The sequence below is a fragment of the Microtetraspora sp. NBRC 13810 genome, assembly GCF_030268685.1.
In the GTDB taxonomy this organism is placed as follows: domain Bacteria; phylum Actinomycetota; class Actinomycetes; order Streptosporangiales; family Streptosporangiaceae; genus BSRQ01.
In genome coordinates this window covers 64,707-78,252 of record NZ_BSRQ01000015.1, presented here as the reverse complement: position 1 = coordinate 78,252, position 13,546 = coordinate 64,707, and the positions used below count along the sequence as shown (strand labels likewise).

At 71.0% G+C, this 13,546-nt stretch carries 16 protein-coding genes; 8 read left to right on the top strand and 8 right to left on the bottom strand.

Annotation, left to right across the window (positions count from 1 at the left end):
- Positions 1-396: 396 nt before the first annotated feature.
- The 4 genes from QSK26_RS27110 (at position 397) to QSK26_RS27095 (ending at position 2,745) form a co-directional block, all read left to right on the top strand.
- Complete coding sequence (locus QSK26_RS27110) at positions 397-600, top strand: cold-shock protein (RefSeq protein ID WP_285778086.1); 204 nt, start codon at positions 397-399, stop codon at positions 598-600.
- 340 nt (positions 601-940) lie between these two features.
- Positions 941-1,312 carry a DUF5994 family protein gene (locus tag QSK26_RS27105; protein WP_285778085.1) on the top strand — a complete coding sequence of 124 codons (372 nt, stop codon included), beginning with the start codon at positions 941-943 and terminating at the stop codon, positions 1,310-1,312.
- Complete coding sequence (locus tag QSK26_RS27100; RefSeq protein WP_285778084.1) at positions 1,309-1,707, top strand: STAS domain-containing protein; 399 nt, start codon at positions 1,309-1,311, stop codon at positions 1,705-1,707. Before QSK26_RS27105 ends, QSK26_RS27100 begins: the two co-directional genes overlap by 4 nt.
- Before the next feature lie 174 nt (positions 1,708-1,881).
- Positions 1,882-2,745, top strand: coding sequence for a S1 family peptidase (locus QSK26_RS27095; protein ID WP_285778083.1), 864 nt, complete (start codon positions 1,882-1,884; stop codon positions 2,743-2,745).
- 70 nt (positions 2,746-2,815) lie between these two features.
- On the opposite strand, the gene QSK26_RS27090 is transcribed toward QSK26_RS27095, so the two are convergent.
- The 6 genes from QSK26_RS27090 to QSK26_RS27065 all read right to left on the bottom strand — a co-directional run bounded on the left by QSK26_RS27090 (position 2,816) and on the right by QSK26_RS27065 (position 7,374).
- Positions 2,816-3,157, bottom strand: coding sequence for a hypothetical protein (locus QSK26_RS27090; protein WP_285778082.1), 342 nt, complete (start codon positions 3,155-3,157; stop codon positions 2,816-2,818).
- A 201-nt stretch (positions 3,158-3,358) separates the two neighbouring features.
- Positions 3,359-3,520 (bottom strand): hypothetical protein, encoded by a 162-nt coding sequence (locus QSK26_RS27085; protein ID WP_285778081.1) that lies wholly within the window; start codon positions 3,518-3,520, stop codon positions 3,359-3,361.
- Positions 3,521-3,561: 41 nt separating this feature from the next.
- Positions 3,562-5,367: a glycosyltransferase gene (locus QSK26_RS27080; protein WP_285778080.1), complete on the bottom strand. Its 1,806-nt coding sequence runs from the start codon at positions 5,365-5,367 to the stop codon at positions 3,562-3,564.
- Positions 5,319-6,155 carry a hypothetical protein gene (locus QSK26_RS27075; protein ID WP_285778079.1) on the bottom strand — a complete coding sequence of 279 codons (837 nt, stop codon included), beginning with the start codon at positions 6,153-6,155 and terminating at the stop codon, positions 5,319-5,321. The genes QSK26_RS27080 and QSK26_RS27075 overlap by 49 nt, the downstream gene beginning before the upstream one ends.
- Positions 6,142-7,002: an MbnB/TglH/ChrH family RiPP precursor modification enzyme gene (locus tag QSK26_RS27070; protein WP_285778078.1), complete on the bottom strand. Its 861-nt coding sequence runs from the start codon at positions 7,000-7,002 to the stop codon at positions 6,142-6,144. Before QSK26_RS27070 ends, QSK26_RS27075 begins: the two co-directional genes overlap by 14 nt.
- A gap of 216 nt (positions 7,003-7,218) precedes the next feature.
- Positions 7,219-7,374 carry a hypothetical protein gene (locus tag QSK26_RS27065; protein WP_285778077.1) on the bottom strand — a complete coding sequence of 52 codons (156 nt, stop codon included), beginning with the start codon at positions 7,372-7,374 and terminating at the stop codon, positions 7,219-7,221.
- A 383-nt stretch (positions 7,375-7,757) separates the two neighbouring features.
- Between QSK26_RS27065 and trxA the strand changes: the two genes are divergently transcribed.
- The 4 genes from trxA (at position 7,758) to QSK26_RS27045 (ending at position 11,687) form a co-directional block, all read left to right on the top strand.
- Complete coding sequence (gene trxA / locus QSK26_RS27060) at positions 7,758-8,201, top strand: thioredoxin (protein WP_285778076.1); 444 nt, start codon at positions 7,758-7,760, stop codon at positions 8,199-8,201.
- Complete coding sequence (locus QSK26_RS27055) at positions 8,185-9,855, top strand: FAD-dependent oxidoreductase (protein WP_285778075.1); 1,671 nt, start codon at positions 8,185-8,187, stop codon at positions 9,853-9,855. The genes trxA and QSK26_RS27055 overlap by 17 nt, the downstream gene beginning before the upstream one ends.
- A 27-nt stretch (positions 9,856-9,882) precedes the next feature.
- Positions 9,883-10,332, top strand: a complete 450-nt coding sequence (locus QSK26_RS27050) for a DUF1931 family protein (RefSeq protein WP_285778074.1) — start codon at positions 9,883-9,885, stop codon at positions 10,330-10,332.
- A gap of 203 nt (positions 10,333-10,535) precedes the next feature.
- Entirely contained in the window at positions 10,536-11,687 is a 1,152-nt protein-coding gene (locus QSK26_RS27045; protein WP_285778073.1) for a glutathione-independent formaldehyde dehydrogenase, read from the top strand.
- Here the strand turns inward: QSK26_RS27045 and QSK26_RS27040 are convergent.
- Together QSK26_RS27040 and QSK26_RS27035 are read right to left on the bottom strand one after the other, a co-directional pair.
- Positions 11,618-12,082: a hypothetical protein gene (locus QSK26_RS27040; RefSeq protein ID WP_285778072.1), complete on the bottom strand. Its 465-nt coding sequence runs from the start codon at positions 12,080-12,082 to the stop codon at positions 11,618-11,620. The genes QSK26_RS27045 and QSK26_RS27040 overlap by 70 nt on opposite strands.
- A 1-nt stretch (position 12,083) precedes the next feature.
- The gene (locus QSK26_RS27035; protein WP_285778071.1) at positions 12,084-13,469 is read right to left on the bottom strand and encodes an MFS transporter; all 1,386 of its coding nucleotides are present in this window, start codon (positions 13,467-13,469) and stop codon (positions 12,084-12,086) included.
- Positions 13,470-13,546: the final 77 nt, after the last annotated feature.

Sequence of the window (13,546 nt, the reverse complement as noted above, 5' to 3'; positions counted from 1 at the left end):
GTACTTGTGCTAGATAGCGCCATTTATTGATGCATTTGGCCGCAAGTCACCACATAGGGGATCCGCTACTTACCAGATCGTTAACGGGCTCGTCAGCCGCCGCCCAAGGATTTTCGGACAGGCATACGGGCGGTATGGTCACACTTTTCCGTTAAGCCGGACATCTCAGCGAGGGGGCCCGCGGCACCGACCAGCCCGCTTGCCCACCGTCGGGGGGTACATGCTACGCTGCTCGCAGTTGCAGTTGTGGTACCCATGAAACTTTATGTGCACCTGACGGGACGTGACCATCAGGTGCATTTTCGTTTACCGGTCATCTCCGGATGGGTCATTGCGGCAACGCGGCATTCGTGCAGTACGAATACCGGTTATGCCCCCCTATCGAAGGAGATTGACATGGCTACTGGAACCGTGAAGTGGTTCAACTCGGAAAAGGGCTTCGGCTTCATCCAGCAGGATGACGGTGGCGCCGACGTCTTCGCCCACTACTCCAACATCGCCGCTCAGGGCTACCGCGAGCTTCGGGAAGGCCAGAAGGTGTCCTTCGACATCACTCAGGGCCAGAAGGGCCCGCAGGCCGAGAACATCGTTCCCGTTTGATGCGGCCCTCGCCTTGAGCCGGCCCGCATGGCCGGCTCAAGGCTACAGGTAAACGGGCGGCGGGCGGTCTTGACCGGCCCGCCTGCCACACCTGCCCCGGCCGACGGCGCCTTGAGCGGCCGGCCGGGTTTCGCGTCACCATGCACGGGTAGGGGGCGAGTAACTTGCTGAGGACTACCCGTACGTTGGCATTCGGTCGGCGTCGCCCGAGGTGATGGACAACCCTTCGGATCCCCATGAGAGATCCGGGTCAGGTCTGGCGATCGTCATGACGCCGAAAATTCTTTCCGCTTTCGTGCCGTGTCGCGGCGCGGGCGCCCCGCCGGTGAACGCGAAGGCGGTGCGTTTCGTTCTCTTCCCCGGGCCGAGCCGGCCCGACGTCCCAGACGGGGCCTGGTGGCCCTATTCCCGTGACGCCGCCGCGGAGTTGCCCGGCCTGATCTCCATGATCGACGAGTGGCTGGGCGGGATCACCCTGCGGGTGTCCCTTCACCTGGACGCCTGGGACGACCTCCCCCGGCACATCTCCGCCCGTGGCCGCCGGATCCAGGTGGACTGGTTCCGCGACCTGGACCCACGGCTGATCAAGCTGACCCTGGCGGGCGCGGAGGACGTCATCCTGCTCGTGGTCATCCCCGGTGTCACCGATCTCCGGCCGGCGAACACGCCGAGGCCGTACGGCATGACCGAGCCCCTTGTCGGAGCATCATGATCTCCCACCGCGACCGGACCCCGCTCAGAGCGGGCCCCCGCACGATCCCGCCCACCGCCACCGTGGTCCGCCTGGACGGCGAGATCGACATCTTCACCAGCCCCGAGCTGCGCGAGCGCCTACGGCGGGCGCTGCGCGACAGCGACGGCCTGCTCGTCTGCGACCTGTCCAGGGTGTCGTTCGTCGACGCCGGCGGGCTGGCCGTGCTCGTCGGGATCCAGCGGCACGCCAGGTCGCACGGGATGCGCTTCGGCCTGACCGGGCTGCGCCCGCGGATGGCCAAGCTGCTGCACGTCACCGGCCTGGACCGGAGTCTCACCGTCTACTCCGACGACCCCCACCTCGCGTACGCGGACGAACCGCTCCCCATCCGGCAGACCGCCCAGCGGGACTGACCCCCCTTAACCTCAGGCGAGCCGGTGATGGCTGCCGCGCCGGGCGATGCGCGGAATGTCCCTTTTGTCGTTCATGACCTTGGGAGTTGCGGATCACCCGGGCGCGGACCGTTTGAAGACACAGAGTGATGGATAATCTACTCTCCGTCATTATCGTGTTCTTCAGGAGCCCCCATGCGTCCTCGCCGACTGCCGTCCGCGGTCGTCATGACCGTTGTCATGGCCGTCGCCCTCGGCTTCGCTCCCGCCGTGTCCGCCGCCGCCAACCCGGAGCTGGACCAGCTGAAGCAGCAACTCGACAACCTCGCCGCACAGGGCAAGGCCGGCGCCGCCCAGTACTGGTATGTCGACGAGAAGACCGGCAAGGTGCACGTCGCCGTGCTGGAGGGCGCGTCCGACCCGGCCACCAAGGCGTTCATCGGCACCGGCCGCAGCGGGCTCGTCGAGACCCACACCGTCTCCGCCCCCGTCACCGCCTACGTCGGCGGCCGTTCCGCCCCCCGCCTCGCCACCCAGCAGGTGGTGCACGGCGGCCAGCGGATCGACGGCGGAAACGCCTACTGCACCACCGGCTTCAACCTCGTCGTGGACGGCCAGCCGCGCACGCTGACCGCCGGGCACTGCCAGAAGTTCTCCCAGACCTGGGATCTCGGCGGCGTGCGGCTGGGCGAGATCACCTCCCACGAATACCCCGGCAGGGACATCGCCTTCATCACCAGGGCGGCGGACTGGGAGGCCCCGGCCGCCGTCCGCCAGGCCGACGGCAGCATCCAGCAGATCACCGCGCAGGCCCGGCCGACGCTCAACCAGAGCGTGTGCAAGACCGGCGCCACCTCGGGCACCACCTGCGGCACCGTCACCGCGCTCGACGTCACGGTGAACTACGGCGACGGCCCGGTCTACGGCCTCGCCCAGACCACCGCCTACGCCGCGCCCGGCGACAGCGGCGGCTCGGTCTACTCCACCTCCACCGCCCTGGCCCTGGTCAGCGGCGGCCCGCAGAACGGCGGAAACGCCTTCGTCTACCCGATCGCCTGAGCCCCCGGCACCAGCGGGCCCGGCGGTGGCGCGGGCGGGATCGCCGCCGCGCGCCACCGGACCCCGGTGATCAGTAGCAGTACCAGGAGAAGGCGTCCCTCTCGTTGTGGAAGGAGGCCCTGGTCAGCCTGCCGTTGGTGTGCCAGCGGCAGGCGTCGTTCATGTCGATGCCGTGGTGCTCGCCCCGGTGCCCGATGCACCGCCAGCTCCACACCGACCTGGGGTTGGTCGCCACCGAGTTCAGATGCCCCTTGTGCTGGCAGTATGCGTGCAACCGGTCCAGGCCGGGAGGCTGCGCCTCGGCCGAGGCCGCGACCGCCCCCGTGAGGCCGAGTCCCAGGCAGACGGCCGCGGCGGCGAGGGTGGTCACGGTCTTCCGGCCGGAGCGGCGCGACTTGCTCGATGCGTTCACGTTGTCTCTTTCCCTGTGCGGAGCCTCCGAGGCCCCGGTCCGACGTCACCTCACGGCGTTCCGTCCGCCGCGCTCACAGACTGCTGTGAGCCGGTGACGTCGTGGTCACTTCCCGGTCACTCCGCCCGCGGCGGACGCGGGCCGGTGAGCCTGGGCGGGAAAGGCGGGTGGGGCGCGACGGCCCCACCCGGGTGGCCGGCGCTACCAGCAGGCTTGGCAGTTGAGGCAGTGGGCGTGCTGGTCCATCGGGTGGGCGAGGCCGTCCTCGGCGACGGGCTCGAACATGAACAGCGACTCCCACTCGGCCGTGGGTGCCACGTCCTCGGCGGCGGTCACGGCGACCGGCGCGGATGTCTTCATCATCTTCCTCTCCCCTGGGCGACCCCGGCTGCGCTCAGCCGTGGTCACATGTCGATGACCCGTTGCCGGGCCAGGTCCCGCGCCATGTCGGTGACCACGTCGAGGTCGGCGCGGAGCGCGGTGGCGATGACCGTGAGGGGGGTACGGCCGTCGCACGACTCGATGAGACGGGCGGTGGCGGAGTTGATCCTGACCACCTGGCCGAGCAGGTTGGGCAGCTTGTGGAACAGGAAACGGTCCGCGGTGCCCGGGTGCGGGCGGACCGGGATGCCGTAGGACAGGTCGGCCGCGGCGGCGTCGATGTCGCTGCGGTACTCGCGCAGCCGCAGCAGACCGCTGCGCACCGGATGGCCGCCGGCCGGGCGGCGCGGGAACATCCGCTCGCCGCCGGCGGCCTCCAGGTCCAGGCGCAGCCACAGCCGGTCGCGTTCGTAGCGGGCGATCTCGGCCGCGCCGCACGGCAGCTCGTCACGGCGCTTGTCGATCCAGGTGACCAGCTCGCAGGCGGCCTGGTAGACGTCCTGCGGGTCGGCCGTCACCACCGGCGGGTCGACCTCGCAGGCGAGCCGGGTGGTCGCGGGCATGTGCTCGGTGAGCAGGGCCGCGCCGCCGGGCGCCGGGCGGCGGGAAAGGACGCGGCTCAGCAGGGCGGCGGTCGCCTCGCCGAGTTCCCGCTCGCCGTACGTGCCGAGGCTCTGCCGCCCGGCCGCGCCGATCCGCCGGGCGGCTTGCAGGTCGTCGAGGACCCGGGTCACCACGGCGGCCAGCGCGGCGGTGTCCCTGGGGTCGGCCACCACCAGGGCGTTGACGCCGTCGCGCAGGGCGGGCCGCTGCTTGGCGGCGACCTCCTCCGAGACGATCAGGCAGGTGCCGGCGGCGAGGACCTCGGCGGGCAGGGCCGGCATATGGGCGGCCACCGGGAAGTCGCGTTCCAGCACGCACACCGCGTCCGCCCGGCGCAGGAACCCGGGCACCCGCCAGTGCGGCAGGAACGGCAGCGTCCAGGTCACCGGGCCGAGCCCGTGCCGTTCGACCGCCTCGGCGAACGCCTCCCGCCGCCAGCCGCCGCCCATCACCAGCAGGCTGAACCGCCTTCCGGCGTCGTGCACCTCCGCGAGCGCCGCGAGCAGGTCGAACGAGCCCTTCGTCTCGCCCAGCTTGCCGTAGACCGCGATGACCGGCGGCCCGGCGGGCAGCGGCGCGGTGTTCGTCACCCACGGGTGCTCGGCCAACCCGGCGATCAGCGTGTTCACGTCCAGCCGGGCCGCGGTCTGCCAGCAGGACGGCACGAACCGGCCGGCCCGCGGCGCGACGGGCTCGGCGACGGCCCCGAACCCGGACACCGAGCACGGCTGCCCGGCGACCGCGTCCGCGCGGCGCAGGATCTCCCGGTAGGCGGCCGACAGCTCCGGCTCGCCCAGCAGGCGGACGCGGTCGCTGCCCGCGTGCCGCAGCACGTGCGGCACCCCCGTCCACGACGAGGCGAGGTGCGCCGCCAGCCCGTAGGGCTCCAGGTAGTGGGCGTAGATGAGGTCGCAGCCGCCGCGCCGGATCTCGTCGGTGGCGAGCGCGGCCAGCTTGGTCACGTAGAGCGGGGAGTAGGGCACGTGCGCCGGCGCCGGTCGCCGGGTGGCGGCCAGCCGTACGGCGCCGCCGCCCGGATAGTCGGCCTCCAGCAGGGCGCGGTCCGCGGCGGTCAGCAGCATCCGGAAGTCGTCCTCGACCTCCTCGGCGTTGGTGACCACGGTCACCTGGTGGCCCGCCTGGGCGAGCCCGTGCACCGTCCAGTAGGACAGCGCGCTTATCCCACCCTGGATGGGTGGGTATTTGACGATCGCACAGATTCGCACCGGTCCTCCTCTCCGGTCGTGGCCAGGACGACGCGGGCCGCGATGAGCCGGTCGAGCATGGCGGCGGTCTGGCCGCGGTCGCCGCCGGCCGCCGCGACCACCTGCGCGGCGTCGCGGGAGCCGTCGCAGCGGGCGAGCAGGGACACGGTCCCCTCGCCGACCCGGAAGGCCCGTACGGCGGGCGTGCCCCAGCCGCGTTTCAACAGGACGGATGTGTACCGGAGCGGCAGCAGCCCCGGCGGCCCGCCGACGGTCACGTCGTGGTCGAAGACCGCCACCCGCACCGCCGCCGACACCCGCAGCCGCCCCGCCCCACCGGCCCCCGTGTCAGGGGGCCCCGTGTCCCTGGCGGCCCTGGCGGCGCCGGCGGCCCGGCGGTCGGTCGTGAGCGAGACCCTGGCCAGCTCGTAGCGGGCGAAGTCGGACAGCGAGGCGGACACCCGGCCGTCGATCCAGGCGACCAGACGCTCGGCCTCCCACGAGCCGGTCACGCCCTCCCCCGGCTGCGGACGCCGTACCGTCGCGGCCAGGAAGCCGGCCAGCAGCGCCGGGTGCGACGCCTCCAGCTCGGCGACCGTGGCGGGCAGATAGGACGTGATCTTGCGGGCCAGTTTGCGGCGCACGTTCTGCCTGGTGACGTGGAAGCCGGTGAGCGGGGCGCCGGCCAGCATGGCCAGCTCCGCCTCGGTCAGCCCGTACCGCCGTCGCAGCGCGGCCGGGTTCTCGCGCAGCATCGCCAGGTCCTCCGCGCGGGTCAGCACCCCGGACAACGCCTCACGCACGCCCATCGGCCACCCCGTCCCGTGCGAGCGGACGGCGCAGCCGGGCGCGGGCGCGGTCGAGGTCGGCGAGCAACTCGGCCGGGTCGTCGGGGAAGTTCTGGTCCCGCTCGATCAGCGTCGCCGGTACGGCGGTGCGGCTCAGCAACTCGTCCAGCAGTTCCCACACCCGTTCCGGCACCGCCGCGCCGTGGCTGTCCAGGGACATCTCCCCGGCCACGCCGTCGATCCCGCCGGCCAGGTGCACCTGCGCCACGCGCTCGACCGGGATGACGTCCAGGAAGCCGAGCGGGTCGAAGCCGTGGTTGCGCGCGTTGATGTCCAGGTTGGCCAGGTCGAGCAGCAGGTGGCAGTCGCAGTGTTCCATCACCTCGGCGATGAACTGCGCCTCGGTGAGCGGGGTGGCGAGGTCGACGTAGTAAGTGATGTTCTCCAGCAGGAACGGCCTGCCCACCGCGTCCTGCACGCGTCGCGCCTTGCGGCCGAGCTCGCGTGCCACGTCCCGGGTGCGGGGCAGCGGGGCGAGGAGGCCGAGCAGCACGTCCTCGGTACGGGTGAAGCACAGGTGGTCGCTGAACCAGGGGGCGTCGATCTCGTCCACCAGGGCCGCCAGCGCGTCCAGGTAGACCCCGTCCACCTCGCCCGCCGAGCCGATCGACATCTCCACCCCGTGCGGCACGACCGGGAACCGCCCGGCCAGCTCGCCCAGCTCCTCCCGCAGGTCCGCCGGGGCGAACAGGTAATGCTCGGTGATGACCTCCAGCCAGTCGATCCGGCCGGCGTGCTCGCCGACCACCCCGGCCAGCTCGGCCCGGTAACCCAACCCGGATCCCAGCTCGCGCAGCCTGGACCCCATCCGCCCTCCCGACAACCGCCCGACGCGCCGTCTTGGACAGTGCCCCCCGCCGCTCCTCCCCCATCCCCCGAACGAGCCAACACTCAGTGAAGCGTGCCCGCCGTGTCCGCTGTGTCCGCCGTGTCCGCCAGCAGGCACGCTGACCGCAGGCGAGAGGTGTCGGGCCACCACCGCGGCAAGGGGAGCCGGTAGCGGGCCAGGCGGTCAACAGGTCCGTCAGTCGTGCGGCCTGCCGGTAGGCAGCTGCTGGGCGCGGGAGAAGGCCGGATAGGGCACGTCGTGCCGGCTGATGGCCGCGCACGCTGCCGCCACCGCCTCCACAGGCACATCGACGCCGAACACGGCGACGACGGCCGTTGTGCCGGATTCCATGGACGAAGCGGTGCGTCCTCACTGAACTCGGCGACCTCGGGTGAACCAGCGCTGCCAAGCGATGGGGAAGCCCACGCGCTACACCCACACCTCCGTTCGACTCGGTTGACGGCTGGTGACACGTTCGTCGACGGCACCCCGACAGGGCAGAAAGGGATCACACGCGGGGATAGCCGCTGGTCAGCGTTCGGGGGGGTGCTGCAAAGCGCCTTTGGTGGCGGAGATAGCTTGGGATGTGGAGGAGGCTGAGCAGCGGCTCGTCACCGAGCGGCTGCCGAGACCGGCGAACCGGTCGCCGGCGACGCCCTCGACGGGGCGGGCATCCATGTCGCACCGACCGGCGGAACACCCTCGATGACGTAGGGGAATCCGGAGGTCTGACCATGCGGTCACAGACCAGGGACGCGAGCGTCGTCCAATGCTCGACATGCGGACGGAAGAACCGGCTGCCCAGGGCCGCCTCGGGAGTCCCGCGGTGCGGCCACTGCCACCAGCCACTTCCCTGGGTCACCGAGGCCGGGGACGACGACTTCAGCGAGGTCGTCGAGGCGGCCCGGATCCCGGTGGTCGTCGACTTCTGGGCACCTTGGTGCGGCCCGTGCCGCATGGTCAGCCCGGCGCTGGAGCAGGTCGCGGCCGATCTTGCCGGTCGCCTGAAGCTGGTGCAGGTGAACGTGGACGAAGCGCCCCGGCTCGCGGAGCGCTTCACCGTACAGGCCATCCCGACCCTTGTCGTGATCGATCAGGGCCGGGTCCTCACCCGGCGGTCGGGCGCGGCACCGGCTCCCGCCCTCCGCGAATGGGTGGACGATGCGCTGGCCGCCTGAGCTTTGCGAGACGCCGGACCCGCAGGGGGCCTACCCGAGGCTGAGCGACGCGCAGCTCCAGGCGCTGGCTCCGCACGGCGAGCGGCGCCGCGTCCGCCAGGACGAGGTCCTGTACGCGGAGGGTCTTCCGTGCACCGAGTTCTTCGCGATCCTGGCCGGCAAGGTGGCGACGGTCGAGGGATTCGGAGCGGACGACCAGGTGATCGGCGTCCACGGGGCAGGCCGGTTCCTGGGAGAGCTCAACATACTCACCGGCCAGGTGGGCTTCGTCACCGGCGTGGTGGCCGAGGACGGCGAGGTTCTCGCCGTGCCGGCGGACGCGCTCCGCCGCCTGGTCGCCGGGGATCCGGCACTCGGCGACCTCATCCTGCGGGCCTACCTCATCCGTCGCACGATGCTCATCGGACTGGGGGCGGGCTTCCGCATCATCGGCTCCCGCTTCCAGGCCGACTCCCGGCGGCTTCGGGAGTTCGCGGCACGCAACCGGTTGCCGCACCGGTGGATCGACCTGGAGCAGGACGAGGAGGCGGAGCGGTTCCTGCGGAGCATGGGCGTCACCCCGCAGGAGACCCCGGTCGTGATCTGGCGTGGCGAGAGGGTGCTTCGCAACCCGAGCAACGCGGAGCTGGCCCGGGCGCTCGGGTTCCTCGCACCACGGGTGCAGGAGACCCGATGCGACCTGCTCGTCATCGGGGCCGGGCCGGCGGGGCTGGCGGCGGCGGTCTACGGGGCGTCGGAGGGCCTCGCGACGATGGTCCTGGACGATGTCGCGACGGGCGGCCAGGCGGGTACCTCCTCGCGGATCGAGAACTACCTCGGCTTCCCGTCCGGGATCTCCGGCGGCGAACTGGCGGAGCGGGCGGCGATCCAGGCCGGCAAGTTCGGCGCGGGTTTCCGCGTCCCCGCACAGGCGTGCGGACTGCGCCTGGACGCGGGCGATCACATCGTCACCGTAGGGGAGGGCGGCACGATCCACGCGCGCACCCTGATCGTCGCGACCGGCGTCCGCTACCGGAGGCTCGATGTCGAAAACCTGGAAAGGTTCGAGCCCACGAGCGTCTACTACGCGGCGACCATGTTCGAAGCCCAGATGTGCGAGCAAGATCCGATCGTCGTCGTGGGCGGAGGCAACTCGGCCGGCCAGGGCGCCCTCTTCCTGGCCCGGCACGCCGCCCGCGTCCGGCTGCTCGTGCGCGAAGACGCGCTGTCCAGGAACATGTCCCGCTATCTGGCCGTCGAGATCGAACGGCACCCCCAGATCCAGATCATGCTGAACACCGAGGTCCGGGAGCTGATGGGAGAAGAGAAGCTCGCCGCGGTCATCGCCGAGAACAACGTCACCGGCGAGCGTTCCACGATCGAGGCCCGCGCGATGTTCATCTTCATCGGCGCGAAGCCCTACACCGCCTGGCTGGCCGACGAGATCGCGCTCGACCCGCGGGGCTACATCCTGACGGGCGCGGACGCCACCCGGGCTGGCAAGGAAGGCACGCCCGGCTCCGCCGGCCGGCCGTTTCCGCTGGAGACGAGCAGGGCGGGCGTGTTCGCGGCCGGGGACGTGCGGAGCGGGTCGATCAAGCGGGTGGCCGCGGCGGTCGGTGAAGGCGCCATGGCCGTACGGCTGATCCACGACTACCTCCAGGCCGGCGAGTGACTCCGGGCCGGAAGGAAGGAGACCTCCATGGCTGTCATGGCGGTGCCGAGATTCGAACGCTTCTTCCGCAGCGCCGCAGGTGTCGATGTCGACAAGGACGACCTCCGGCGCTACGGCGACTTCGTGAACGACAAGCTCTACGACCTGCTGGTGATCGGCCAGGCCCACGCCAAGGCGAACCGTCGCGACATCATCGAACCCTGGGATCTACCCGTCACCAAGGGCCTCCAGGAGAGCATCCACCGGTTCCGCCTCCTCGACGAGGACATCGAGCTGAAACCCATCCTGGAGCGGCTCGCCGCGCTGCCTCCGCTCGACCTGTCGGTCGGCGAGGAGACCGTCGGACGCCTGCCCGAGATCGTCGGCGGCATGTCCGTGGCACTGGCCCAGGCTTTCAAGATCGTGGATCCGGAGGTGAAGAACCCCGCGACCGAGCAGTGGGAACGCACGATACGTACCTTCGACCTGCTGCTCTGAGGCGGCCGGGACGGCCTCGGCGATCAGCTCGGAACGGCCCGCCCCGGACGCCCGGTGAATCCGGCGCCGAGCCCTCCCGGGGGCGCGGCCGCGGCGAGCGAGGAAGGAGGAACGAACCGTTGACCTGCTGTACGGCGTAGAACCTCTCGCCCCGTCGTCGACGGGTAAGCGATCCTTCGCAATCAACCGCATGCGAGGAAACCATGAAAGCGATCGTGTACAACGGACCTCGACAGGTCAACGTCGAGGAAGTCCCGGACGCGCGCATAGAGCGGCCCACCGATGTCCTGGTTCGCATCACCACGACCAACATCTGCGGGTCGGACCTGCACATGTACGAAGGCCGGACCGACTTCGAGACGGGCCGCATCCTCGGTCACGAGAACCTCGGCCAAGTGGTCGAGGTCGGATCGGCCGTCGACCACGTTCGCGTCGGCGACGTGGTCTGCATCCCGTTCAACATTTCGTGCGGCTTCTGCGCGAACTGCGAAAAGGGCCTGACGGCCTACTGCCTCACCACCAATCCCGAGCCGGGCATGGCCGGGGCGGCCTACGGCTTCGCGGACATGGGGCCCTACAACGGCGGCCAGGCCGAGTTGTTGCGCGTGCCGTACGGCGACTTCAACTGCCTCGTCCTCCCGGACGACGCGAAGGAGAAGCAGAACGACTACGTGATGCTCGCCGACATCTGGCCGACCGGCTGGCACGCGACCCAACTCGCCCAGGTGGAGGCGGGCGACTCGGTCGTGATCTACGGAGCGGGGCCCGTCGGGCTGATGGCCGCCTACTCCGCCACGCTCAAGAGCGCGAGCAAGGTGATGGTCGTCGACCGCCACCCCGACCGGCTCGCCAAAGCCGAGGAGATCGGCGCGATCGCGATCGACGACTCCCAGACGTCACCGGTCGATCAGGTCATGGAGCTCACCACGGGCCTGGGCGCCGACCGGGGCTGCGAGTGCGTGGGCTACCAGGCGCACGACCCACAGGGACACGAGCACCCCAACATGACGCTCAACAACCTCGTCAAATCGGTCAAGTTCACCGGGACCATCGGCGTCGTCGGCGTCTTCATCCCGTCGGACCCCGGCAGCCCGGACGATCTCTTCAAGCAGGGCGAGATCGCCTTCGACTACGGGATGTTCTGGTTCAAGGGCCAGATGATCGGCAACGGCCAGTGCAACGTGAAGCGCTACAACCGGCAGCTCCGCACGCTCATCCACGAAGGAAAGGCCCGGCCGTCCTGGGTCGTCTCGCACGAACTGAACCTGGACGAATCACCGGACGGCTACGAGCACTTCGACCGGCGGGATCTCGGCTGGACCAAGGTCGTCATCCATCCCGGCGAGCTCGACTGACACGCATCGCCCGGACCACCGCCGCGATGGCGCACGCCATCGCGGCGCCCGGAAGACAATGCCGGCATCGGCCGACGGCCGCGACGTTCTGCGACTGCGGCGTGCACCGGGCAGGCAAGCTCTTCGAAGCCTTCGCCGGGCAGCCACACCAGGACCTCATACAGGCGCTCGGCGTCGCAGGGGCTGCCGCTGTCGTCGTCCAGGTCGTAGTCGCGGATGAGCTCGCAGGCGACGCCGTAGCCGGTGGCGCGGTCGATCGCGGCGCGTGCCTGCTGTAGGTGCGCCGCAGCGGTGCCGAGGTGGGCGCGGGCAAGGGGATGGAACTGCTGGTCGTCGTCATGCGCATCCTGCTCGGTCTCGACTCGCAGCCGTTCGACCGCGTCCAGCAGTTCCATGTCACGGGTCGTGGACCATGCGCTCATCGCACGGATCTGCGTGTCCCGGGGCACGGAGAGGTGGCGGGCACGGTCCCGCACGGCCGCCAGCTGCTCGACGAGCACAACCTCCTGCCCGGCGAGCGCGGCCGAGTCGGATCGCAGTTGCACGGTCCGGGGCGGCGCCGAGGCGGCGCACCGCGGGCACGGCGAGCACCGACAGGCCCAGCACGACCTGGAAGACCGCCCCGAAACCCAGGACGGCGCCGGTTCCGGCCGCCTCGGCCGCCGGTCCGGCGACCGCGAGGCCGAGCGGCCCCAGCGCGAAAGCTCCCATGCCGGTCAGGGAGGTGACCCGGGCCAGCACCTCGGCGGGCACGTGCTGCTGGTTGGCCGTCGCGTAGAGCGCGGAGCAGACCGCGGAGCCGATCCCGGCGACCAGGGCGGCGGCCAGCAGGACGGCGAACGGCGCCCCGGCGGCGAGGGCGGCCGACGGGACGGCCCAGCCGAAGGTCGCCGCGGTGGCCACCACCAGCGGCCGGCGCAGGACCCGCCCGCCTACCAGCGCGAGCCCGCCGGCGAGCGCTCCGGCGCCGTAGACCGCCATCACCAGCCCCCAGTCCCGGGCGCCGCCGAGGTCGCGCTCGGCCACCACCGGCCCGAGCACCAGGAACGGCGCCCACACGGCCAGGTTGAACAGCGTGAAGTGCAACGTCGTCACCCACAGCCAGGTCCGCGAGCTGAACTCCCGCCAGCCCTCCCGCACGGCCAACCGGCCCGAGGACACGGGGGCGGCGGCATGGGCGGGCAGCCGCAGCAGGAGCAGGGCGACGGCGCTGAGGGCGTAGGTGACGGCGTCGAGGAGGATCACCGCGCCGGAGCCCGCCGAGGCGACGAGGAGCCCGGCGAGCGCGGGGCCGGCCACGGTGGCCGCCGACTGGGCCAGGCCGTACAGCGCGTTGGCGTCTCTGAGCTTGCCGTCATATTGCCTGCCCCAGGCCACGACACCGGGCACGAGCGCTCCGCGGGCCGGCATCGCGAACCCCTCGCCGATCCCCCAGATCGCGACGAACACGAAGAACGTCCAGATCGGCGGGCGGCCGAGGAGCAGCGCCGCGGCGAAGGCCGCCTGGGTGACGCACTGCAGCACGTCGGCGGCGAGCAGCACCCGCCGGGGCCCGAACCGGTCCGCGACGACCCCGCCGACCAGCATGAACGCCACGATGGGCACGATGCGCGCGGCCATCACGTAACCGAGGTCGCTCTGCCCGCCGCCGGCGTGGAGCACGGCGAAGACCACGGCCAGCGCCGACATCGACGACCCGAGCAGCGAGGTGGCCGCCCCGGCGAAGTACAGCCGCAGGTTCCGGTCGGCGAGCGGCGAAAGGCGGCGTCGAATCCCTGTCATGGCATCTCAGCCTGGGTGCCGGTCCAGCCGGTTGCAAGAGATGGGCTCAAGGAGATTGAGTCTCTATACTGCAATAG

Coding starts and splice junctions, on each gene's coding strand:
- QSK26_RS27110 (WP_285778086.1), top strand. CDS start 397: ATGGCTACTGGAACCGTGAAGTGGTTCAACTCGGAAAAGGGCTTCGGC.
- QSK26_RS27100 (WP_285778084.1), top strand. CDS start 1,309: ATGATCTCCCACCGCGACCGGACCCCGCTCAGAGCGGGCCCCCGCACG.
- QSK26_RS27095 (WP_285778083.1), top strand. CDS start 1,882: ATGCGTCCTCGCCGACTGCCGTCCGCGGTCGTCATGACCGTTGTCATG.
- QSK26_RS27085 (WP_285778081.1), bottom strand. CDS start 3,520: ATGATGAAGACATCCGCGCCGGTCGCCGTGACCGCCGCCGAGGACGTG.
- QSK26_RS27075 (WP_285778079.1), bottom strand. CDS start 6,155: ATGGGCGTGCGTGAGGCGTTGTCCGGGGTGCTGACCCGCGCGGAGGAC.
- QSK26_RS27070 (WP_285778078.1), bottom strand. CDS start 7,002: ATGGGGTCCAGGCTGCGCGAGCTGGGATCCGGGTTGGGTTACCGGGCC.
- QSK26_RS27065 (WP_285778077.1), bottom strand. CDS start 7,374: ATGGAATCCGGCACAACGGCCGTCGTCGCCGTGTTCGGCGTCGATGTG.
- trxA (WP_285778076.1), top strand. CDS start 7,758: ATGCGGTCACAGACCAGGGACGCGAGCGTCGTCCAATGCTCGACATGC.
- QSK26_RS27055 (WP_285778075.1), top strand. CDS start 8,185: ATGCGCTGGCCGCCTGAGCTTTGCGAGACGCCGGACCCGCAGGGGGCC.
- QSK26_RS27050 (WP_285778074.1), top strand. CDS start 9,883: ATGGCTGTCATGGCGGTGCCGAGATTCGAACGCTTCTTCCGCAGCGCC.
- QSK26_RS27045 (WP_285778073.1), top strand. CDS start 10,536: ATGAAAGCGATCGTGTACAACGGACCTCGACAGGTCAACGTCGAGGAA.
- QSK26_RS27040 (WP_285778072.1), bottom strand. CDS start 12,082: ATGGAACTGCTGGACGCGGTCGAACGGCTGCGAGTCGAGACCGAGCAG.
- QSK26_RS27035 (WP_285778071.1), bottom strand. CDS start 13,469: ATGACAGGGATTCGACGCCGCCTTTCGCCGCTCGCCGACCGGAACCTG.